The 20,179-nt window shown below is 62.6% G+C and carries 26 protein-coding genes; 1 reads left to right on the forward strand and 25 read right to left on the reverse strand.

Features of this window, described 5'->3' with window-relative positions; translation table 11 throughout:
- The first annotated feature begins 1 nt into the window (after position 1).
- Positions 2-1,225, forward strand: coding sequence for a Do family serine endopeptidase (locus tag M0D67_RS23170; protein ID WP_154561000.1), 1,224 nt, complete (start codon positions 2-4; stop codon positions 1,223-1,225).
- A 96-nt stretch (positions 1,226-1,321) separates the two neighbouring features.
- Here the strand turns inward: M0D67_RS23170 and tatC are convergent, their stop codons facing one another.
- From tatC to M0D67_RS23295, 25 genes are all read right to left on the reverse strand, one after another.
- Positions 1,322-2,101 (reverse strand): twin-arginine translocase subunit TatC, encoded by a 780-nt coding sequence (tatC, locus tag M0D67_RS23175; RefSeq protein ID WP_168435727.1) that lies wholly within the window; start codon positions 2,099-2,101, stop codon positions 1,322-1,324.
- A gap of 34 nt (positions 2,102-2,135) precedes the next feature.
- Entirely contained in the window at positions 2,136-2,654 is a 519-nt protein-coding gene (gene tatB, locus M0D67_RS23180; RefSeq protein ID WP_154560998.1) for a Sec-independent protein translocase protein TatB, read from the reverse strand.
- 39 nt (positions 2,655-2,693) lie between these two features.
- Positions 2,694-2,933: a Sec-independent protein translocase subunit TatA gene (tatA, locus tag M0D67_RS23185; protein ID WP_028199650.1), complete on the reverse strand. Its 240-nt coding sequence runs from the start codon at positions 2,931-2,933 to the stop codon at positions 2,694-2,696.
- Positions 2,934-3,188: 255 nt separating this feature from the next.
- Positions 3,189-3,554 (reverse strand): histidine triad nucleotide-binding protein, encoded by a 366-nt coding sequence (locus tag M0D67_RS23190; RefSeq protein WP_154560996.1) that lies wholly within the window; start codon positions 3,552-3,554, stop codon positions 3,189-3,191.
- Positions 3,555-3,636: 82 nt separating this feature from the next.
- Positions 3,637-4,032 (reverse strand): hypothetical protein, encoded by a 396-nt coding sequence (locus M0D67_RS23195; RefSeq protein ID WP_154560994.1) that lies wholly within the window; start codon positions 4,030-4,032, stop codon positions 3,637-3,639.
- 106 nt (positions 4,033-4,138) lie between these two features.
- A complete protein-coding gene (locus tag M0D67_RS23200; protein ID WP_054036629.1) occupies positions 4,139-4,531 on the reverse strand; it encodes a phosphoribosyl-ATP diphosphatase in 393 nt (130 codons plus the stop codon).
- The gene (gene hisI / locus M0D67_RS23205; RefSeq protein ID WP_171926364.1) at positions 4,528-4,938 is read right to left on the reverse strand and encodes a phosphoribosyl-AMP cyclohydrolase; all 411 of its coding nucleotides are present in this window, start codon (positions 4,936-4,938) and stop codon (positions 4,528-4,530) included. The genes M0D67_RS23200 and hisI overlap by 4 nt, the downstream gene beginning before the upstream one ends.
- A gap of 1 nt (position 4,939) precedes the next feature.
- The gene (gene hisF, locus M0D67_RS23210) at positions 4,940-5,713 is read right to left on the reverse strand and encodes an imidazole glycerol phosphate synthase subunit HisF (RefSeq protein ID WP_154560992.1); all 774 of its coding nucleotides are present in this window, start codon (positions 5,711-5,713) and stop codon (positions 4,940-4,942) included.
- 229 nt (positions 5,714-5,942) lie between these two features.
- Complete coding sequence (hisA, locus tag M0D67_RS23215) at positions 5,943-6,695, reverse strand: 1-(5-phosphoribosyl)-5-[(5-phosphoribosylamino)methylideneamino]imidazole-4-carboxamide isomerase (RefSeq protein WP_054036624.1); 753 nt, start codon at positions 6,693-6,695, stop codon at positions 5,943-5,945.
- A gap of 223 nt (positions 6,696-6,918) precedes the next feature.
- Complete coding sequence (hisH, locus tag M0D67_RS23220) at positions 6,919-7,560, reverse strand: imidazole glycerol phosphate synthase subunit HisH (protein ID WP_154560990.1); 642 nt, start codon at positions 7,558-7,560, stop codon at positions 6,919-6,921.
- Complete coding sequence (locus tag M0D67_RS23225; protein ID WP_154560988.1) at positions 7,557-8,177, reverse strand: MarC family protein; 621 nt, start codon at positions 8,175-8,177, stop codon at positions 7,557-7,559. The genes hisH and M0D67_RS23225 overlap by 4 nt, the downstream gene beginning before the upstream one ends.
- A 59-nt stretch (positions 8,178-8,236) precedes the next feature.
- Positions 8,237-8,824, reverse strand: a complete 588-nt coding sequence (gene hisB / locus M0D67_RS23230) for an imidazoleglycerol-phosphate dehydratase HisB (RefSeq protein ID WP_054036619.1) — start codon at positions 8,822-8,824, stop codon at positions 8,237-8,239.
- 114 nt (positions 8,825-8,938) lie between these two features.
- Positions 8,939-10,009 (reverse strand): histidinol-phosphate transaminase, encoded by a 1,071-nt coding sequence (gene hisC, locus M0D67_RS23235; protein WP_171926363.1) that lies wholly within the window; start codon positions 10,007-10,009, stop codon positions 8,939-8,941.
- Positions 10,010-10,190: 181 nt separating this feature from the next.
- Positions 10,191-11,513 (reverse strand): histidinol dehydrogenase, encoded by a 1,323-nt coding sequence (hisD, locus tag M0D67_RS23240; protein WP_154560984.1) that lies wholly within the window; start codon positions 11,511-11,513, stop codon positions 10,191-10,193.
- A gap of 60 nt (positions 11,514-11,573) precedes the next feature.
- On the reverse strand, positions 11,574-12,269 hold the full coding sequence (hisG, locus tag M0D67_RS23245; protein WP_093643445.1) for an ATP phosphoribosyltransferase: 696 nt from the start codon (positions 12,267-12,269) through the stop codon (positions 11,574-11,576).
- Positions 12,266-13,627 (reverse strand): UDP-N-acetylglucosamine 1-carboxyvinyltransferase, encoded by a 1,362-nt coding sequence (gene murA, locus M0D67_RS23250; RefSeq protein ID WP_233464886.1) that lies wholly within the window; start codon positions 13,625-13,627, stop codon positions 12,266-12,268. The genes hisG and murA overlap by 4 nt, the downstream gene beginning before the upstream one ends.
- Before the next feature lie 12 nt (positions 13,628-13,639).
- Positions 13,640-13,879: a BolA family protein gene (locus M0D67_RS23255; protein WP_054036615.1), complete on the reverse strand. Its 240-nt coding sequence runs from the start codon at positions 13,877-13,879 to the stop codon at positions 13,640-13,642.
- 15 nt (positions 13,880-13,894) lie between these two features.
- Positions 13,895-14,650: an ABC transporter permease gene (locus tag M0D67_RS23260; RefSeq protein ID WP_093643443.1), complete on the reverse strand. Its 756-nt coding sequence runs from the start codon at positions 14,648-14,650 to the stop codon at positions 13,895-13,897.
- A complete protein-coding gene (locus M0D67_RS23265; protein ID WP_154560982.1) occupies positions 14,647-15,579 on the reverse strand; it encodes an ABC transporter ATP-binding protein in 933 nt (310 codons plus the stop codon). Before M0D67_RS23265 ends, M0D67_RS23260 begins: the two co-directional genes overlap by 4 nt.
- Positions 15,580-15,793: 214 nt before the next feature.
- Positions 15,794-16,099: a lipid asymmetry maintenance protein MlaB gene (locus M0D67_RS23270; protein WP_097390546.1), complete on the reverse strand. Its 306-nt coding sequence runs from the start codon at positions 16,097-16,099 to the stop codon at positions 15,794-15,796.
- A complete protein-coding gene (locus M0D67_RS23275; RefSeq protein ID WP_154560980.1) occupies positions 16,096-16,728 on the reverse strand; it encodes a phospholipid-binding protein MlaC in 633 nt (210 codons plus the stop codon). Before M0D67_RS23275 ends, M0D67_RS23270 begins: the two co-directional genes overlap by 4 nt.
- A gap of 118 nt (positions 16,729-16,846) precedes the next feature.
- Positions 16,847-17,884 (reverse strand): VacJ family lipoprotein, encoded by a 1,038-nt coding sequence (locus M0D67_RS23280; protein ID WP_154560978.1) that lies wholly within the window; start codon positions 17,882-17,884, stop codon positions 16,847-16,849.
- Positions 17,885-17,895: 11 nt separating this feature from the next.
- Positions 17,896-18,459 carry an outer membrane lipid asymmetry maintenance protein MlaD gene (mlaD, locus tag M0D67_RS23285; protein ID WP_154560976.1) on the reverse strand — a complete coding sequence of 188 codons (564 nt, stop codon included), beginning with the start codon at positions 18,457-18,459 and terminating at the stop codon, positions 17,896-17,898.
- Positions 18,460-18,550: 91 nt separating this feature from the next.
- The gene (gene mlaE / locus M0D67_RS23290) at positions 18,551-19,318 is read right to left on the reverse strand and encodes a lipid asymmetry maintenance ABC transporter permease subunit MlaE (protein ID WP_054036607.1); all 768 of its coding nucleotides are present in this window, start codon (positions 19,316-19,318) and stop codon (positions 18,551-18,553) included.
- Positions 19,315-20,136, reverse strand: coding sequence for an ABC transporter ATP-binding protein (locus M0D67_RS23295; RefSeq protein WP_168435726.1), 822 nt, complete (start codon positions 20,134-20,136; stop codon positions 19,315-19,317). Before M0D67_RS23295 ends, mlaE begins: the two co-directional genes overlap by 4 nt.
- Between the last annotated feature and the right edge of the window lie 43 nt (positions 20,137-20,179).

Raw genomic sequence — 20,179 nt, forward strand, 5'->3', positions numbered from 1 at the left:
GATGCTTAGACGCTTTTGGCTGTTCTTTGCCCAAGCGGTGACTGTGCTGTTGGCGCTGATGTTCATCATTGCGACCCTCAAACCGCAGTGGCTCCAGCGTCAAGGGCAATTCGGCAAGCAACTCGCCGAACCGATCGTCGCCCTTCGGGAAGTGGCGCCAGGCATCGGCACGGGTCCTGCACAGGCGTCCTATGCAGACGCCGCGCAAAAAGCCATGCCCGCGGTCGTCAATGTGTTCTCCAGCAAGGATGGCTCACTGCCGCCCGACCCGCGCGCGAAAGATCCGTTGTTCCGCTATTTCTTCGGTGACAAGAACAAAGGCAAGCAGCAGGAACAACCCGCGTCGAATCTGGGCTCGGGAGTGATAGTGAGTTCGGAAGGTTACATTCTAACGAACCAGCACGTCGTGGACGGCGCCGATCAGATCGAAATCGCGCTTGCCGACGGCCGCACCACCAACGCCAAGGTGATCGGCGTCGATCCTGAGACCGATCTGGCCGTGCTGAAGGTCAACATGACCAACCTGCCCACCATCACGCTCGGCCGCATGGACCAGACGCGTGTGGGCGACGTGGTGCTGGCGATCGGCAATCCGTTCGGCGTCGGTCAGACGGTGACCATGGGCATTGTCAGCGCGCTCGGGCGCAATCACCTCGGCATCAACACGTTCGAAAACTTCATTCAGACCGACGCGGCCATCAACCCGGGCAACTCGGGCGGTGCGCTGGTCGACGTGAACGGCAATCTGCTCGGCATCAATACCGCCATCTATTCGCGCTCGGGCGGCTCGCTCGGCATCGGCTTTGCGATTCCTGTCTCGACCGCGCGCAGCGTGCTGGAGAGCATCATCACGACGGGCTCCGTCACGCGCGGCTGGATCGGCGTGGAGCCGCAGGACGTGACGCCGGAAATCGCCGAATCGTTCGGGCTCGAGCAGAAGTCGGGCGCGATTGTCGCGGGCGTGCTGAAGAACGGGCCGGCCGACCGTGCTGGCATCAAGCCGGGTGACATTCTGGTAAGCGTGAACGGCCAGGAGATCACCGACACCACACGTCTGCTGAACGTCATCGCGCAGATCAAGCCGGGCACGGCTGCGAAGGTTCACCTGGTGCGCAAGAGCCACGCGATGGATCTGGACGTGACCATCGGCAAGCGCCCGCCTCCGCCGAAGCAACCGGCAGAAGATAACGGCGGCGGCGATCAGCAGGACGACGACGGCGGTTGAGAAGCGATAGATAGCGGCCAGTGGTGTGGGCACCGCAAAACAAAAAGGGCAGTCCGTGATGGACTGCCCTTTTTGTTTGTCTCTCTGTGCTGCCGTTCAACCCGGCGGACTGTCTTCCGCAATCACGGGTTTCTGCTTGCCGACAATCAACCGCGCCGCAATGATCCCCGCCTCATACAGCACGATCAGCGGAATCGCCAGAATGAGCTGCGAGAACACGTCCGGCGGCGTCACCACCGCTGAAATCACGAACGCGCCCACGACCACATACGGACGGATTTCCTTGAGCTTCTTGATGGTCAGCACGTTCATGCGGACCAACAGCACCACGACAATCGGCACTTCGAACGTCACCCCGAACGCGAGGAACATGGTCAGCACGAAGCTCAGGTAGTTGTCGATATCGGTGTTCATCTCCGCGCCGAGCGGCGCGTTGTAGTGCGCCATCACGCGGAAGATGGTCGGAAACACCACGAAGTACGCGAACGCCATGCCGCACAGGAACAGCGTGTAGCTGCTGCCCACCAGCGGCCCGACCAGCTTCTTCTCATGCTGGTACAAACCCGGCGCGACGAATGCCCAGATCTGGTACAGCACGACCGGCAGCGCAATCACAAAGGCGACCATCATGGTCACCTTCATCGGCACGAAGAACGAGCCGGTGACGTCGGTGACGATCATCTTGCCGTCCTTCGGCAGATTCTGCATCAAGGGCCGCGCCAGCAGCCGGAAAATGTCCGGTGCCCAATACACGAGCCCGACAAACACCACGATGACGGCAAGGCCGGCGCGGATGATACGGTCGCGCAATTCAACGAGGTGGGAAATGAAGGTCTCTTCAGTGCCTTCGTCCTGGGTTTGCTGGGGGTCGCTCACACCGGCCCTCGGTTAGAGATTGTCGTTCTGATCATCAGAAGAACCGCGTCGGACGACGCATGCTGGCCGGCGTATGCCGCGCCACGCGCGCAGCGCCCGACTGCACACGCGTGCGGCGCGTGGTGGCGCGCTTGTACCAGGTGGGCATGGCGGTCTGCTTGACGCGCCAGTTCTTGCGTTTAGCGCCTGCCGGTGGCGTGGTGGTCTGCCACGGCGAATTGCCGGCATCTTCAAGCGCACCGCCGGCAATGCTTGGCGACACCGACGTGCCGCTATTCCACGCGTCGTTCAGTTCGGTCTCATGCTTGCGCAGATTGTCCTGAACGCTGGTTTCGACGTTGCTCGCCGCCGCTTCGAACTCGGTTTTCATGCGACGCAATTCGTCGAGTTCGATTTCACGGGTGACTTCGGCCTTCACGTCGTTGATATACCGCTGCGCGCGGCCGAACAACGCGCCGGCCGTGCGGGCGACGCGAGGCAGGCGCTCAGGCCCGAGTACGACCAGCGCGACGACGCCAATCAGCGCCATCTTGGTTAGACCGAGGTCCAGCATGAAGTGGAGTGTCCGTCAGTAACGCGGTTGGGCCGCGGCTTAGCGGTAATCGCCGGAACGCGGCGTCTTTTCCTTCGCATCCACATCTACCGTGCCATTGCGCGGCAGTTCGCGCTGCTGCGCTTCGCCTGCGGGCGTTTCGGCTTCCTTCATGCCTTCCTTGAAGCCCTTCACAGCGCCACCCAGATCGGTGCCGATATTGCGCAGCTTCTTCGTGCCGAACACGAGCGCCACGATCAACAACACTATCAGCCAATGCCAAATGCTCAACGAACCCATGACTACTCTCCTTAACCCCGACACCGCACGTGATGCGGCAAAACTCGTGCGCCTTGCGGCGTGAATCGAAGCGCGTACGCTCCATCTATACGTTGCCGCGAGCTGTTTCGATTCAACCCGCGACACGGTGTGCCATTTGACCTGACGATCGCGTCGGCGTCGTTACAGTGCAGCAAAAACAACGGCTCTGCTATTGTCAGCGGCCAAAACTCGCTGCGCGCCTCGCAGCCGGCGGTTATTTACGAGCCCAACCTGTCAGCCCATGCGCTGCCACGGACGCGGCCCGGCGAGAATGTGCGCATGTAGGTGATACACCTCTTGCCCGCCTCCCGGTCCCGTATTGATTACCGTGCGAAAACCGCTTTCGCCACCGGTGTACGCCACGCCCAACTGATCGGCCAGACGCGCCACCAGAACTAGCATTCTACCAAGCAGCGGTGCCTCGCTTTCGGTGCAATTCGACAGCGTGGCGACGTGTTTGCGGGGAATCACCAGTACATGGGTTTCAGCGGCCGGGCGGATGTCGCGGAAGGCAACAAACTCTTCGTCCTCGTGGACTTTGGTCGACGGAATCTCGCCGGCGGCGATCTTGCAGAAAAGGCAGTTCGGGTCGTGGCTCATCGTATTCCTGACACAGTATGGCTAGAGCGCGAAGCGTCGTGCGGCACGGCTCATATCCGGCCCGGCCGCAGCCGGACCCAACTCAGAACCAGCCACGCGGGTTCGCGAGCGGCTTGTTATCGTACAGATACAGCCAGCCCTTGATAATACGGTACAACATCCAGATGCTGACGGCCCACAGAACCGGAATGCCGATCACCACGAACAGCAGCACACCGCCGATCGCATAACCCAGCAAGGCCATCCAGAACGAGCGGATCTGCCACTCGAAATGCGCTTCGTAGGGCGTGCCCACTACATCAGGCCGCTTCACGTAGTTGATGATGATCGCGATCAGAATCGTCAGACCACCCGTCAGCCAGTGAACCGCATACAGCGCGTACAGCACATGCGTGAGCGTGCGCAGACTGCGTTCGCGCTCGGGCTCGATCGCGTTGCGGTAGGCCGGCGGCGGATAATTTCCTTGCGACTGTTCCATGCTTGCGTCCTCCCGAGGATGCGATCCGATGCGTTCAGTGCAATGTGGGTGCCGACGTTCGCCACTTCAAGACGCGGCGGACAAGGTAACGACAAGGCGACGACAATCAGTCGCCGTTTTCCTCACGTTCGCGGCTCTTGCGCAGCGCCTTTTCCTCGATGCCCGACAGGCCTTCGCGGCGCTCAAGTTCGGCAAGTACGTCAGCCGGGCTCAGGTCGAAATGCGACAGCATCACGAGGCAGTGAAACCAGAGGTCCGCCACTTCGCCGACCAGCGCTTTCGGCGCGCCGCCGTGACGGGTGTCTTTGGCGGCCAGCACGACTTCGGTGGCCTCTTCGCCGATCTTCTTGAGAATCGCGTCATCGCCTTTGTGGAAGAGGCGCGACACGTACGAGACGTCCGGATCGCCGCCCTTGCGGCTGTCGATGATGGCCGCGAGGCGCAGCAGCGTGTCCTTGGTAGACGAAGCCGATTCGGTGGATTGCGTGGATTGCGTCATTTGTAGATGTGTTCGGGATCTTTCAACACGGGATCGACGGCGACCCAGTCGCCATCTTCAACCGTGCCTTCGAATTTCTGGAAAAAGCACGAGTGGCGGCCGGTGTGGCACGCAATGCCCGACACCTGCTCGACCTTCAGCAGCACGACGTCTTCGTCGCAATCGAGCCGCACTTCATGCACATGCTGCACGTGGCCGGACTCTTCACCCTTGAACCACAAGCGCTGGCGCGAGCGCGAAAAATACACCGCGCGGCCGGTTTCGACGGTTTTCGCCAAAGCTTCGCGGTTCATCCACGCGAACATCAGCACGTCGTTGGTCGATGCTTCCTGCGCGATCACCGGCACGAGGCCGTTCGCGTCCCACCTGACCTTGTCGAGCCACTCTACTGCTGAGGGATTCACCACGTCACAACCTCACCGAAATGCCTTGATCGGCCATGAAGCGCTTGGCCTCGCCCACGGTGTGTTCGCCGTAGTGGAAGATGCTGGCGGCCAGCACTGCGTCCGCGTGGCCGCTCTTGATGCCGTCGGCCAGATGCTGCAGCGAGCCGACGCCGCCCGAGGCGATCACCGGAATCGACACCGCGTCGGACACCGCCCGCGTGAGCGCGAGATCGAAGCCGCTCTTGGTGCCATCGCGGTCCATGCTGGTCAGCAGGATTTCGCCCGCGCCCAGTTCGGCCATCTTGCGCGCCCATTCAACGGCTTCGAGGCCGGTGGCCTTGCGCCCACCGTGCGTGAAGACTTCCCAGCGCGGCGGCTCGCCGTCCGCGGAGACGCGCTTCGCGTCGATGGCGACGACGATGCATTGCGAGCCGTATTTGTCCGTCGCGTCGCGCACGAGTTGCGGATTCGCGACCGCCGACGAGTTCATGCTGATCTTGTCCGCGCCCGCGTTCAACAGCCGCCGCACGTCTTCGACAGCGCGCACGCCGCCGCCAACCGTCAGCGGAATGAACACCTGGGAGGCGACCGCTTCGATGATCGGCAGAATCAGATCGCGCTGGTCGGAGGTGGCGGTGATGTCGAGGAAGGTCAGTTCGTCGGCGCCCTGTTCGTCGTAACGGCGCGCGATTTCGACCGGGTCGCCCGCATCGCGCAGTTCGACGAAGTTGACGCCCTTGACCACGCGGCCAGCCGTGACGTCGAGACAGGGGATGATGCGTTTAGCTAGAGCCATAATCGTGCAATTCTGCCAATACCGCTGATGAGGCCGCTCGCCTGAATCCTCACGAGCGGCACTGTGCCGGCGCTGCTCGCCGCGTCGGGCCGCAAGCCGGAAATGTGCCGAAGACACCGGCAAGCGGCTTGACGCGCTTTCGGGACGCGCCGTTGCGTCCGCTTTTAAAGTCCGAAAGTCCGCTGCTGCGTCGATTCTGGGCTGACCGCGACGCTTCGAACCCAGAGCCTTAAGCGTCGTCCGATTCGCGCAGCCGGTCCGCGAGGGTTTGCGCAGCCGCGAAGTCCAGATCGCCCGAGTAAATCGCCCGGCCGCAGATCACGCCTTCGATGCCTTCGTCCTCGACTTCGCACAGCGACTCGATGTCCGCGAGGTTCGACAAACCGCCGCTCGCGATCACCGGAATCTTCACCGCGCGGGCGAGACGCACCGTGGCTTCGATGTTGATGCCCTGGAGCATGCCGTCGCGGCCGATGTCGGTGTAGATGATCGACTCGCAGCCGTAATCCTCGAACTTGCGCGCCAGATCGGCCACTTCATGGCCGGTCAGCTTGCTCCAGCCGTCTGTCGCGACCTTGCCGTCTTTCGCATCCAGACCGACGATGATGTGGCCGCCGAAAGCCGTGCACGCATCCTGCAGGAAGCCGGGATTCTTCACCGCAGCCGTGCCGATGATGACGTACGACAAACCGTCGTCCAGATAGCGCTCGATCGTGTTCAGATCGCGGATGCCGCCGCCCAGCTGGACGGGAATCTCGCCACCCACTTCCTCGATGATCGCGCGAATCGCGTCTTCGTTTTTCGGCTTGCCGGCGAACGCGCCATTCAGGTCGACGAGGTGCAGACGGCGGGCGCCGCGATCGACCCAATGCCGGGCCATCGCCGCCGGTTCCTCGGAAAATATCGTCGCCTGGTCCATATCGCCCTGTTTGAGGCGTACACAGTGACCATCTTTCAGGTCGATGGCGGGAATCAGCAGCATAGCAATCGGGTGTTGTCTGGGAGGTGGTTGAAGGTCGGCGGCAGCGGCTGACAAGCCAGCCCGCCATAACGCCGTTTCGCTAGTTTAGTACAACTCTTTCGACGCCCTTGCGGAGCGCCGTATTGGAACGCACGGAGCGGAATCGTCTTGCTGCGGTTGTGGCGCACCGCCAACACCCCGCTTATGGCGGAACGGCGTTGGGCAACAGGATGAAGAAAGGCGCTCACGGGTTCCAGTGCACGAAGTTGCGATACACGCGCAGCCCCGCTTCGGCGCTCTTTTCCGGGTGGAATTGGGTCGCGAAGATGTTATCCCGCGCCACCGCCGAGGTAAAGGGCACACCGTACACCGTTTCGCCCGAGGTATGGGCGGCGTTGTCCGGCACGACGTAGTAGCTGTGCACGAAGTAGAAGAACGCGTTATCGGCGACGCCGTCCCACAACGGATGCGGCTGCGCCTGGCGCACGCGGTTCCAGCCCATTTGCGGGACCTTGAAGCGCGAGCCGTCGTCCTGCACCTGACCTTCCAGGTCGAAGCGCAGCACCTTGCCGGGCAACAGACCCAGACCGGGCGTATTGCCCTCGGCGCTCCAGTCGAACAGCATCTGCTCGCCGACGCACACGCCCATCAGCGGCTTGCTGCGCGAGGCCTCGATGACCGCCTCCTGCAGGCCGGATTCGGCCAGACTGCGCATGCAGTCAGGCATGGCGCCCTGGCCGGGCAGCACCACGCGGTCGGCCGAGCGGATCGCTTCCGGCTGATCGACGATCGCCACGTCCGCCTCCGGCGCGGCTTTGCGTAGCGCCTGGGCAACCGAGCGCAGGTTGCCCATTCCGTAATCCACAATCGCTATCGAAGTTTTCATTTCAAGTTAGGCAGCAATGCCTTCAATCCATCGACGATGAATTCCACCGCCAGCGCCGATAACATCAAACCCATGAGCCGCGTACCGATGTTGATACCCGTGCGACCGACCCAACGGGCAATCGGTTCGGCGAGGCGCAACGAAAAAAAGCAGATCGCCGCCAGCACCGCACCGATCGCGACCAGGCTCAGCCGGTCGTACCAGTGCGCCGAGCCGGCCGCATAAATGATCGTGGTGCTGATCGCGCCCGGACCGGTCAACAGCGGGATCGCCAGCGGTACAACCGCGATGTTGTTCTTCTGCTCGGCCTCATCGCGCTCTTCCTCCGTCGAACGGCTGTTGCCGATCTGCGCGTTCAGCATGTTGATGGCCATCAGCAGCATGATGATCCCGCCGCCCACTTCGAGCGACCCGACCGAAATGCCGAAGAAGCTGATGATCTGCTGCCCGAGCAGCGTGGTCACCGCAATCACGCAGAACACCGAAATTGCCGCGATGCGGATGGTTCTGCGCCGCTCGACGTCGCTCTGAAGCGCCGTCAGGCTCATAAAGAACGGGATGGCGCCGACCGGGTTGATCAACGCCAGCAGCGAAATAAACGACTTCAGAATATCCATCGCACACCGGGTGCGGGCAAGCGCAGCCGGTCCTGGTCACGAGGCTGGTAAATGAGCGCTTAAAGGCTGCCCTTGGTCGACGGAATCTGTCCCGCCGCGCGTTCGTCCATCTCGACGGCCATACGCAATGCACGCCCGAAGGCCTTGAACACCGTTTCCATCTGATGATGGGCGTTCAGGCCACGCAGGTTGTCGATGTGCAGCGTGACGCCGGCGTGATTGACGAAGCCGCGGAAAAATTCGATGGAGAGATCGACGTCGAAGGTGCCGATGCGCGCGCGCGTAAACGGCACATGGAATTCGAGACCCGGGCGTCCGGAAAAATCGATCACGACGCGCGACAGCGCTTCGTCGAGCGGCACGTAAGAATGACCGTAGCGACGGATGCCCTTGCGGTCGCCAATTGCCTTCGCGACGGCCTGGCCGAGCGTGATGCCGACGTCTTCAACCGTGTGGTGGTCGTCGATTTCGAGGTCGCCATGCGCTTCGATGTCGAGATCGAACAACCCGTGGCGTGCGATCTGGTCGAGCATGTGATCAAGAAACGGCACACCGGTGGCCAGCTTCTGCTGACCGGTGCCGTCCAGATTGATCTTCACACGGATCTGCGTTTCGCTTGTGTTGCGAACGACTTCCGCAAGGCGCATGGTAATTCCTCGAATCTAGCTAGAAAGCGATAGTAGTGTGGGATGGGAACACGGCGGACCGCGCGCACTTTTCGCAGTAGGGGAAAGCGCTCACGCGGCCATTCAGCTCGCCGTTCAATGCAGCACGAGTTTCAGTCCAGCGATCAATTGGGCGTTTTCTTCCGGTGAACCCACGGTCAAACGCACGCAATTGACCAGCAATGGATGCATTTTACTCACGTTTTTGATCAAAACCCGTGCTGCCAGCAGCGTTTCGAACATAACGGATGCGTCAGGCACCCGCACCAGCAGGAAGTTGCCGGCGCTCGGAAACACTTCGGCGCCCGGTAATTGGGCGACGGCTTGCGCGAGTTTCGTCCGTTCTTCACGCAGTTGCTCGGCTTGGGCGTCGAGCACGTCGACGTGGTCGAGCAGGAAATCGGCGGCGGCCTGCGTCAGCACGTTGGTGTTGTAGGGCGGCCGCACCTTGTCGAATTCGGTGAGCCAGGCGGGCTTGCCGACCAGATAACCCAGGCGGATGCCGGCCAGACCGAGCTTGGACACCGTACGCATCACGACGACGTTGTCGAAGGCATCGGCGCGCGGCAGCCAGCTTTGCTGCGCGAACGGCTGATAAGCCTCGTCGATCACCACCAGGCTTTTGTTCGCCGCGGCGATGATGCGCTCCATATCCGCGCCGTCGTACAGCGTGCCGGTCGGGTTGTTCGGGTAGGCCAGATAGATGACCGCCGGTTCATGCTCGGCGATCGCCGCCAGCATCGCTTCGGTGTCGAGCGTGAAATCGGGCTTCAGCGGCACGCCGATGAATTCCAGATTCGCCAGCTTCGCGGACATCTGATACATGACGAAACCCGGCATCGGCGCGAGCACCTTGGCGCCCGGCTTCGCGCACGCCACCGACACCATGCTGATGATTTCATCCGAGCCGTTGCCGAGCAGCACGTCGCAACCCGCGGGCACACCCATCACGCGCTTGATCTTTTCGATCAGCGCTTCCGGGCGCGGCGCCGGGTAACGGTTCAGCGCAACGCCGGCCAGATGCTCGCCGAGATGGGCGGCGAGCACCGGAGGCAGCGAAAACGGATTTTCCATCGCATCGAGCTTGATATAGCCCGTGGCGTCCGGAACCGGATAGCTCGTCATCGCGAGCACGTCGCGGCGGATGATGTCTTGAGGTGTCGTCATAAGTCAGTGGACCGGGCCGCGCGGGAGACGCCGGCGGGTATCGGCGGCTTGCGGACTGCCCCAGGTTGGTCTGTATTGTCGTTATTTAACGGGAAACCGCGCGAAATCCGTCGGCAGGGTTCGCGGACATCGGTTCGATGCCCGCCTGCTCCGTACTCCGGCTCGTCGCGGTCAGCCGCGCTTAGCCGTTCTGCCGCATCCGGTATTCGGCGCTGCGGGCATGCGCCTGCAGGCCTTCGCCGTAAGCGAGTTCGGCGGCGATCTCGCCAAGCGTCTGCGCGCCTTCCGCACTGACCTCGATCACGCTCGAACGCTTGAAGAAATCGTAGACGCCCAGCGGTGACGAGAACCGTGCGGTACGCGACGTAGGCAGCACGTGATTCGGCCCCGCGCAGTAGTCGCCGAGGCTTTCACTGGTGTAGCGGCCGAGGAAGATCGCGCCGGCATGGCGGATCAGTTGGCCCCATTGATGCGGTTCCAGCGCGGAGATTTCGAGGTGTTCCGGCGCGATGTCATTGGCGATCGCGCAGGCTTCGGCCATATCGCGCACCTTGATCAACGCACCGCGGCCTTCGAGCGAAGCGCGGATCACGTCCTGGCGCGGCATGCTCGGCAGCAGTTCGTTGATCGCATCGCGTACGCGGGCGATGAATGCATCGTCCGGACACAGCAGGATGGATTGCGCGAGTTCGTCGTGCTCGGCTTGCGAGAACAGGTCCATCGCGATCCAGCGCGGGTCCGTCGTGCCGTCGCACAGCACGAGAATTTCCGACGGCCCGGCGATCATGTCAATGCCGACCGTGCCGAACACCCGGCGCTTGGCCGACGCGACATACGCGTTGCCGGGGCCGCAGATCTTGTCGACCGCGGGCACCGTTTCCGTGCCGTATGCCAGTGCGCCCACCGCCTGCGCGCCGCCGATCGTGAACACACGATCCACGCCGCCCAGCAAGGCGGCCGCCAGCACCAGCGGATTCTTCACGCCGTCCGGCGTGGGCACAACCATGACGATTTCGCGCACACCGGCCACGCGCGCCGGAATCGCGTTCATCAGCACCGACGACGGATACGCCGCCTTGCCGCCCGGCACGTAAATACCCGCGCGATCCAGCGGCGTGACCTTCTGCCCGAGCACGGTGCCGTCGGCTTCCGTGTACTGCCAGCTATGGCTGCCGCACTCGATCTTCTGCTTCTCGTGGTAACCGCGCACGCGCGCCGCCGCCGCTTCGAGCGCTGCGCGACGCTTCGGCTCGAGGCCTTCGAGCGCCGCCTCCAGTTCGGACATCGGCAACTCGAGCGCCGCGACGCTCTTCGCCTCGACGCGGTCGAAGCGGCTCGTGTACTCGAGCACCGCGGCGTCGCCGCGTGCCTTCACGTCGTTCAGAATCTGCGCGACCGAGCGCTCGATTGCTTCGTCTTCGCTCGCCTCGAACGCGAGTACCGCATGCAGCGACTTCTGGAAGTCGGGAGCGCTGGAATCGAGTTTGCGAATCTTGATAGACATACGGGTATCCGTTTCGGTAAGGCGCGCTAAAGCGTGGTCAAACGAGCGTAGTCAAACTTTTCAGGCCGCAGCGCCGGCCTTCGACGCGCGTTCGAACGCGTCGAGGATCGGCCGCAGCGCCGCGCGCTTGAGCTTCAGCGCTGCCTGGTTCACAACGAGGCGCGACGAAATCTGCATGATCTCTTCCACCTCGACAAGATTGTTGGCGCGCAAGGTATTGCCGGAACTCACCAGGTCGACGATCGCATCGGCGAGGCCGACCAGCGGCGCCAGCTCCATCGAACCGTACAGCTTGATCAGATCGACGTGCACGCCCTTGGCGGCAAAATGCTCACGTGCGGTTTCCACATATTTGGTCGCCACGCGCAGACGTGCGCCCTGGCGCACCGCGTTCGCGTAGTCGAAACCGGCCGCCACTGCGACCGACATCCGGCAACGCGCGATATCCAGATCGACCGGCTGATACAGTCCGCTGCCGCCGTGCTCGAGCAGCACGTCCTTGCCGGCCACGCCGAAGTCGGCTGCGCCGTATTCGACGTAGGTCGGCACGTCCGTGGCGCGCACGATGATCACGCGCACATTCGCATCCGTAGTGGGCAGAATCAGCTTGCGTGAGGTTTCCGGATCTTCGGCGACTTCAATGCCGGCTGCGGCGAGCAGCGGCAGCGTCTCTTCGAAGATACGCCCTTTCGACAAAGCCAGCGTGAGCGGTGCGCTCACAGCCGGCGACGACGACGTTTGCGGCATCGAACTCATGCCTGGCTCCCCGAGATACGGCGCACCTTGGCGCCGATGGCGTTGAGCTTGGTTTCCATCCGGTCGTAACCGCGATCCAGGTGATAGATACGGTCGATCAGCGTTTCGCCTTCGGCACGCAGCGCGGCGATCACGAGGCTCGCCGACGCACGCAGGTCGGTCGCCATCACCTTCGCGCCGGACAGCTTCTCGACGCCGGTCACGAGCGCGGTGTTGCCGTCGATCGTGATGTTCGCGCCGAGGCGGTTCAACTCCTGCACGTGCATGTAGCGGTTCTCGAAGATCGTCTCGACGACTTGCGAGGTGCCGTCCGCGAGCGTGTTGAGCGCCATGAACTGCGCCTGCATGTCGGTCGGGAACGCCGGATATTCGGACGTGCGGAAGCTCACCGCGCTCGGACGCTTGTCCATGCGCACACGCATCCAGTCGTCGCCCTCTTCGATCGCGACGCCGGCTTCGCGCAGCTTCTCGGTGACCGCTTCCAGAATCAGCGGACGCACCTTACGCAATGTGACATCGCCACCGGCAGCCGCGACCGCGCACAGGAACGTGCCGGCTTCGATACGATCCGGAATCACCGTGTGCTTTGCGCCATGCAGCTTGTCGACGCCCTGGATCACCAGACGGTCGGTGCCGATACCTTCGATCTTTGCGCCCATCTCGACCAGCAGATGCGCGAGGTCACCCACTTCCGGCTCACGCGCGGCGTTCTCGATGACCGTTTCGCCCTCGGCCAGCACCGCTGCCATCAGCAGGTTTTCGGTGCCCGTCACGGTGATCATGTCGGTCACGATGCGCGCGCCCTTCAGACGCTTCGCACGCGCTTCGATGAAGCCGTGCTCGATCGTGATCTCGGCGCCCATGGCCTGCAGACCCTTGATGTGCTGATCCACCGGACGCGCGCCGATTGCGCAGCCGCCCGGCAGCGACACGCGAGCGTGACCGAAGCGCGCGACCAGCGGGCCGAGCACGAGGATCGACGCACGCATGGTCTTCACCATTTCGTACGGCGCGACGAGGTTATCGACCTTCGACGCATCCAGCGACACGCAGCCCTCGCCGCTCTCGATCTGCACGCCCATCTGGCCGAGCAGCTTGAGCATCGTGCGCACGTCCTGCAAGTCGGGCACGTTCTCCAGATGCACCGGCTCCGCGCTCAGCAGACTCGCGCACAGAATCGGCAACGCCGCGTTCTTGGCACCTGAGACGACGACTTCACCCGACAGCGGGTAGCCACCTTCAATGACGAGTTTATCCATGCCTGTCAGTTCCTGATTGACCCGGACTTCAGCCGGGCCCGCTTTGACTGTGTTCGACGCGCCGCTACCGGCGTCGCGCCCTTCTTGTGTAATTCGCACTAAATTTCCAGATTACGCGTTCTGCCATTCGGCGGGCGTCAGCGTCTTCATGCTGAGCGCGTGGATTTCTTCGCGCATGCGGTCGCCGAGCGCCGCATACACGAGTTGATGGCGCTGGATCAGACGCTTGCCTTCGAAGCTCTCGGCAACGATGGTCGCAAAGAAATGCTGACCGTCGCCTTCGACTTCGAGATGCTGGCAAGCGAGCCCAGCCGCGATGTATTGCTTGACCTGTTCGGGAGTCGGCAACATGAGAGATGCTCCTGATCAGTGGCGCAGTTTGTAGCCGGAGGCGAGCATGCGCATCGCCACCACGGCCAGCACCACAAAGAAACCGGCAACGATCGCAAGGCTCACGAGCGGATTGATATCCGACATCCCGAAGAAACCGTAGCGAAAGCCGTCGATCATGTAGAAAAAGGGATTGAGCCGCGACACTTCGCGCCACACCGGTGGCAGCGTATGCGTCGAGTAGAACACGCCCGAGAGGAACGTGAGCGGCATAATCAGAAAGTTTTGAAATGCAGCAAGCTGATCGAACTTTTCAGCCCAGATGCCGGCGATCAAACCGAGTGTGCCCAGAATCGCCGCGCCGAAAATCGCGAACGCGATGATGTAAAGCGGCGCGCTAAAGCTGACCGGCACGAACCAGATCGTCACGATGAACACGCCGAAGCCGACCGCCAATCCGCGCGCCACGGCGGCGAGCACATACGCGCCGAACATCTCGTAGTGCGACAACGGCGGCAGCAATACGAACACCAGGTTGCCCGTGATTTTCGACTGGATCAGCGAGGACGAGCTATTCGCAAATGCGTTCTGCAGCACGCTCATCATCACGAGACCGGGAATCAGAAAGCTCGTGTACTCGACGCCCGGATAGACCTGAACGTGACCGCGCAACGCGTGGCCGAAAATCGTCAGATACAGCAGCGCGGTGATGACCGGCGCCAGCACGGTCTGGAACGACACCTTCCAGAAACGCAGGATTTCCTTGTAAAACAGCGTGCGAAAGCCGCTCATGCCAGCCCCTCGATCACTTCCGGACCGTTCATCACCTGAACGAACACATCTTCGAGGTCGGCTTTGCGGACCTCGATTTCTTCGAATGCGCAGCCCGCTGCGCGACACTGCGCGAGAATCCGCTCGACGTCGTCATAGCTCGCGAGCCGCAGCAGATGCTGCCGGCCATTGCCGTTACCCGCGCCGCTTTCCACTTCGAGCGGACGCAACTCGGCCGGCAACACACCTTGCGTAAAACGCAGGAACAGCTGCATGCCCGCAAAGCGCTGCAGCAGCGTGCTGGTGCGCTCGAGCGCGACGACCTCGCCGCGCCGCAACATCGCGATGCGGTCGCACAGCGATTCGGCTTCTTCCAGATAGTGCGTGGTCAGCACGATCGTGTGACCTTCGCGATTCAGGCGCGAGATGAATTTCCACAAGGTTTGACGCAACTCGACGTCGACGCCCGCGGTCGGCTCATCCAGCACGATCACCGGCGGCCGGTGCACCAGCGCCTGCGCCACGAGTACGCGGCGCTTCATGCCGCCCGACAGCGCGCGCATATTGGCGTCAGCTTTCTCGGTGAGGTCGAGATTGGCCATGATCTCGTCGATCCACGCGTCGTTGTTGCGCAGCCCGTAGTAGCCGGACTGGATGCGCAAGGTTTCGCGCACCGTGAAGAAGGGATCGAACACGAGCTCCTGCGGCACCACGCCGAGCGCGCGGCGCGCGTCGCGAAAATCGCTGACTACGTCATGGCCGCGCACCGCAATGCTGCCTTCATCGGCGCGCGCGAGACCCGCGAGTATGCTGATGAGCGTTGTCTTGCCCGCGCCGTTCGGACCGAGCAGTCCGAAGAACTCGCCTTCTTCCACCGTGAGGCTGACGCCCTTGAGCGCCTGCAAATCCTTGTAGCGCTTCTTGACGTTACGAATTTCTATGGCTGACATGACTGTGGGCCGCGTGCGTCGCGGCGCCTAAAGGAGCCCCGAGGGGGCGCAAAAGTGCTGGAAGGGACGAAATTGGGGCCGGTTATATGCCCCGAAAAACGTTTGATTATAGGGCAAAAATCGGCAGCCCCGGCTCGGCCGGGGCGATTGGAAGTGACGCTAGGGGAGCGTCAATGTCGCGCGCGCTGCAAGCAGCATGGGACCGGAGTAACCGCTAAAGCGCTAACTCCGGTCGACATAACAGGGTATCGACGCCGTAGGCTTGTGCGAGGCTGGCGAGACCAGCCGGCAGATTGACGATCTCGAACGCGATGCCGCGCGCCTGGGCGGCACGCTCCCACGCGAGCAGGACGGCAAGCGCGGACGAGTCGAATTGCGCGAGCGGCGCGCAATCCACGCCGGTCGCGCCCGCTGCGATGCGCTGCAAACCCGCCTCGAGCGCGGCTTTCGCGCTCTCGTGGGTCAGCGTCGCGCCGCTTTCGAAGCGGCTTGCGACGACGGCGTTCAGCACTTCGCTCACGACTGCTTGCCCGCGGCCAGTTGCTGATTGCGCTGCGTGAGGAACTGGATCAGTCCGTCCACGCCCTTCTGCTGGATCTGTTCGCTGAACTGTTGCTGATACGCCTGGATCAGCCACGCGCCGAGCACGTTGATGTCATACACACGCCAGCCGTTCGGCGTCTTGTACAGACGATAGTCGAGTTCGATCGGCGAGCCGTTGTTCATCACCACCGAGCGCACCACCGTGTCGGTGTCGTCCGGGTTCATGCGGAACGGCTTGTACTGAATCTGCTGGTCGCGCACTTGTGCCAACGCGCCCGAATACGTGCGGATCAGCAGCATCTTGAACTGCTCGACGACGGCGTTTTGCTGCTCCGGCGTCGCGGTGCGCCAGTTGCGGCCCATCGCCAGTTGCGTGGTGCGGCGGAAATCGGTGTACGGCAGGATCTTTTCGTTGACGAGCTGAGTGATGTGGGTGATGTCGCCTTGCTGGATCGACTTGTCGGCGTGGATCGCATCGATCACCTGCTGGGTGACGGTCTTGACCAGGCCGTCCGGCGAATTGGAGTCCACCGTTTGCGCCGAGGCACCGGCACTGGCGAACGAAAACAGCGCTGCGAACAACGGAATCAGGAATAGTTTTTTCATATCGAACCTTGCTTGCCTTAAAAATAGTGCAACCGTTGGAGCCGACATTAACACGCGAGTTCAGCAGCAATCCATGCGCAAACTGCGAGAGTCGTATCGAGGTGTTACGGCCGCACGATCAACGCAATTTGAATGACGGGAAGTTGAAACGCGTCGGCGGAACCAGTTGGCCGGCCGGAATCTGCGTCGTTTCCGGACCGCCGTTCAGGTCGAGCGGCGGTGTTTCGGAGCCGCCGGAGGCGGCTTCAGGCGCAGCCGCCGTGCCGGTTGCGCCCGTGGTTGCGCCAGCCGCCGAAGCAGCTTGCGGCGGCGTTGCGGCGGCCGCACCGGACGCAGCCGATGCTTTCGCGGCAGCACCCTGCGTGCCTGCTGGCGCCGCAGCCGCACCGCTATCGACGTCGTCGTACTTCGGCAGCGGCGCTTCGTCGCCGTAGTTCGGCAGCGACTGCGACTGCTTGCCGTCCGACAACAAATACTGGCGGCGCTGCAGATACGCGTTACGCACGAACGAGTACTTATCCAGCGCGGCGCCTTCCAGTACATCGCTCGCGTTCAGCAGGTTCGCACGCGTATTGATCACGTTCACGCCGTACAGCGCCCACGTCAGGCCTGGCGGATTGATGTAGCTGAGCGGATTCACATAGTAGTTGCCGATCGAGCCGACCGCGTCGCGCACCGTGCTCGGACCGAACAGCGGCAGAACGAGGTAAGGACCCGGCGGCACGCCGTAGTGCCCGAGCGTCAGGCCGAGGTCGTTGTCATGCTTGGGCAGTTTAGCGAGCGTCGCCACGTCGAACAGACCGCCAACGCCGAACACCGTGTTGATCACGATCCGCATGATGTCTTCGACGCCATCGGTGATCTTCAACTGCAGCAGATTGTTCGCCGCGATGTAGACGTCGCCGATATTCGAGAAGAAGTTGGTGACGCTGTCGCGCACCGGCTGCGGCGTGATGAAGACGTAGCCCTTCGCGACCGGCTTCAGCGCGTACTGATCGAGCTTGTCGTTGACGGTGAAGATGGTGCGGTTCAAGCCCTCGAGCGGATCGCCCTTGGTCGGCGTCTGCACGGTCGAGCAGCCGGCGAGCGTAGCGGCCGCGAGCGCGAAGGTCGCTATCTGGACGGTGCGCACGCCTCGTTTGCGTAGGGTCTGCATTTTTATTCTCCTTATTGACCGGCCGCGCCAGAGGCGGGCAGAGTCGGCGCCGCCGACGCGGGTGCCGTGGCAGGGGCGGCCGCAGGTGTGGCCGAACCCGCGCCCGGCTTGGATGCGCCCGAGTCCGCGGCCTTGCTATACAGGAATTGTCCGATCAAGTTTTCCAGCACGATTGCCGATTGTGTCATCGAGATCGTGTCACCCGCTTTAAGCATCTCACTATCGCCACCGGGTTCGAGCCCGATGTATTGCTCGCCGAGCAGACCCGAGGTCAGGATCTTCGCCGACGTGTCTTTCGGAAACGGGTATTGCTTGTCGATATCGATCGTGACAACCGCCTGATACGCATTGCTGTCAAAGCCGATCGAGGCAACCCGGCCGACCGTCACGCCCGCGCTCTTCACCGGTGCGCGCGCCTTCAGTCCGCCGATATTGTCGAACTTGAGCTTGACCGGGTACGTTGCCTGAAACGACAACGAGCTCATGTTGCCGGCCTTCAGCGCGAGAAACAGCAACGCCACGAAACCCAACACCACGAACAGGCCGACCCAGAAGTCGAGAGCAGTCTTTTTCATCGTCATCCCAAAGTGAATCCGCCACGCTGCTCCCGCTCCCGTGACGCGCAAACCGAGGCGCGCCCGCCGAACGGAAACGTGCAGCGCAGTTTTAGCTGAACATCAGTGCGGTCAACAGAAAATCGAGGCCGAGCACCGCAAGCGACGCGTACACGACCGTCTTGGTCGTGGCGCGCGACACGCCTTCCGGCGTCGGCTTGGCTTCGTAGCCCTGAAACAGCGCCACAAAGGTCACCGCGAGGCCGAACACCACGCTCTTGATGACCCCGGCGCCCACGTCGCGCCAGACATCGACGCCGCCTTGCATCTGCGACCAGAACGCGCCGGCATCGACGCCGATCAGCAGCACACCCACCACATAACCGCCGAACACGCCGACCGCGCTGAAAATCGCGGCCAGAATCGGCATGGAAATAATGCCCGCCCACAAGCGCGGCGCGACGACGACCTTGACCGGGTCCACCGCCATCATTTCCATCGCGGTCAATTGCTCGCCCGCCTTCATCAAGCCGATTTCGGCCGTGAGCGACGTGCCGGCGCGGCCCGCGAACAGCAGCGCCGTGACCACCGGCCCGAGTTCGCGCACCAGCGAAAGCGCGACCAGCAGGCCCAACGCCTGTTCGGAACCGTAGCGGTTCAGCGTGTAATAACCCTGCAAGCCGAGCACGAAGCCGACGAACAGCCCCGACACGGCGATGATCACCAGCGAATAATTACCCACGAAGTGGATCTGCTTCGTGACAAGGCGCGGCCGGCGCAGCAATGGGAAAAACTCGAGCAGCAGCCGGAAGAAGAACCGCGTGGCGTAGCCGGCCGTGCCCAGCCCGTCGAGTACCGAGCGACCAAGCGCGCTGATCATGACTGACCTCCGCCAATGCCGAAGTCCGCCGCGAGTGGCGTCTTGCTGGGATAGTGGAATTTGAACGGGCCGTCCGGCGCGCCGTCGATGAACTGGCGCACCGTAGGATCGGTCGACGCGCGCAGCTCAGCCGGCGTGCCTTCGGCATGCACCCCGCCGTTGGCAAGGAAATAGACGTAATCGGCGATCGCGAACGATTCCGGCACGTCGTGCGTGACGAGGATCGACGTCGCGCCAAGTGCCTGATTCAACGCGCGAATCAGGTTCGCGGTGATGCCGAGCGAGATCGGATCGAGGCCGGCGAACGGCTCGTCGTACATCATCAGCTCGGGGTCGAGCGCAATCGCCCGGGCGAGCGCCACACGCCGCGCCATACCGCCCGAAATCTCCGAAGGCGCCAGGTCGCGCGCGCCGCGCAACCCGACCGCGTTGAGCTTCATCAACACGAGGTCGCGGATCAGTTCTTCGGGGAGGTCGGTGTGCTCGCGCAAGGCGAAGGCGACGTTTTCGAACACCGACATATCGGTGAACAACGCGCCAAACTGGAACAGCATGCCCATCTTGCGGCGCAGCGCGTAGAGGCCGTCGCGCGTCTGCTGGCCGATGTCCTGGCCATGAAACAGGATCTGGCCGCGCTGCGCGCGCACCAGACCGCCGATCAGACGCAGCACCGTTGTTTTGCCGCAACCCGAGCCGCCCATAACCGCAACGACCTGGCCGCGCTTGAAGCGCAGATTCAGGTTCGACAGGACGAGCCGGTCGCCATAACCGAAGTCGACGTCGCGCAGCTCGAGTAAGGTCTCAGGGGAGGAAGACACGAAACTGACAGTCCTTTTACACGGAAGGCCGAATTATAGGGCC

The sequence above is a fragment of the Paraburkholderia sp. SECH4 genome, from assembly GCF_030511745.1.
Classification (GTDB): Bacteria; Pseudomonadota; Gammaproteobacteria; order Burkholderiales; family Burkholderiaceae; genus Paraburkholderia; species Paraburkholderia madseniana.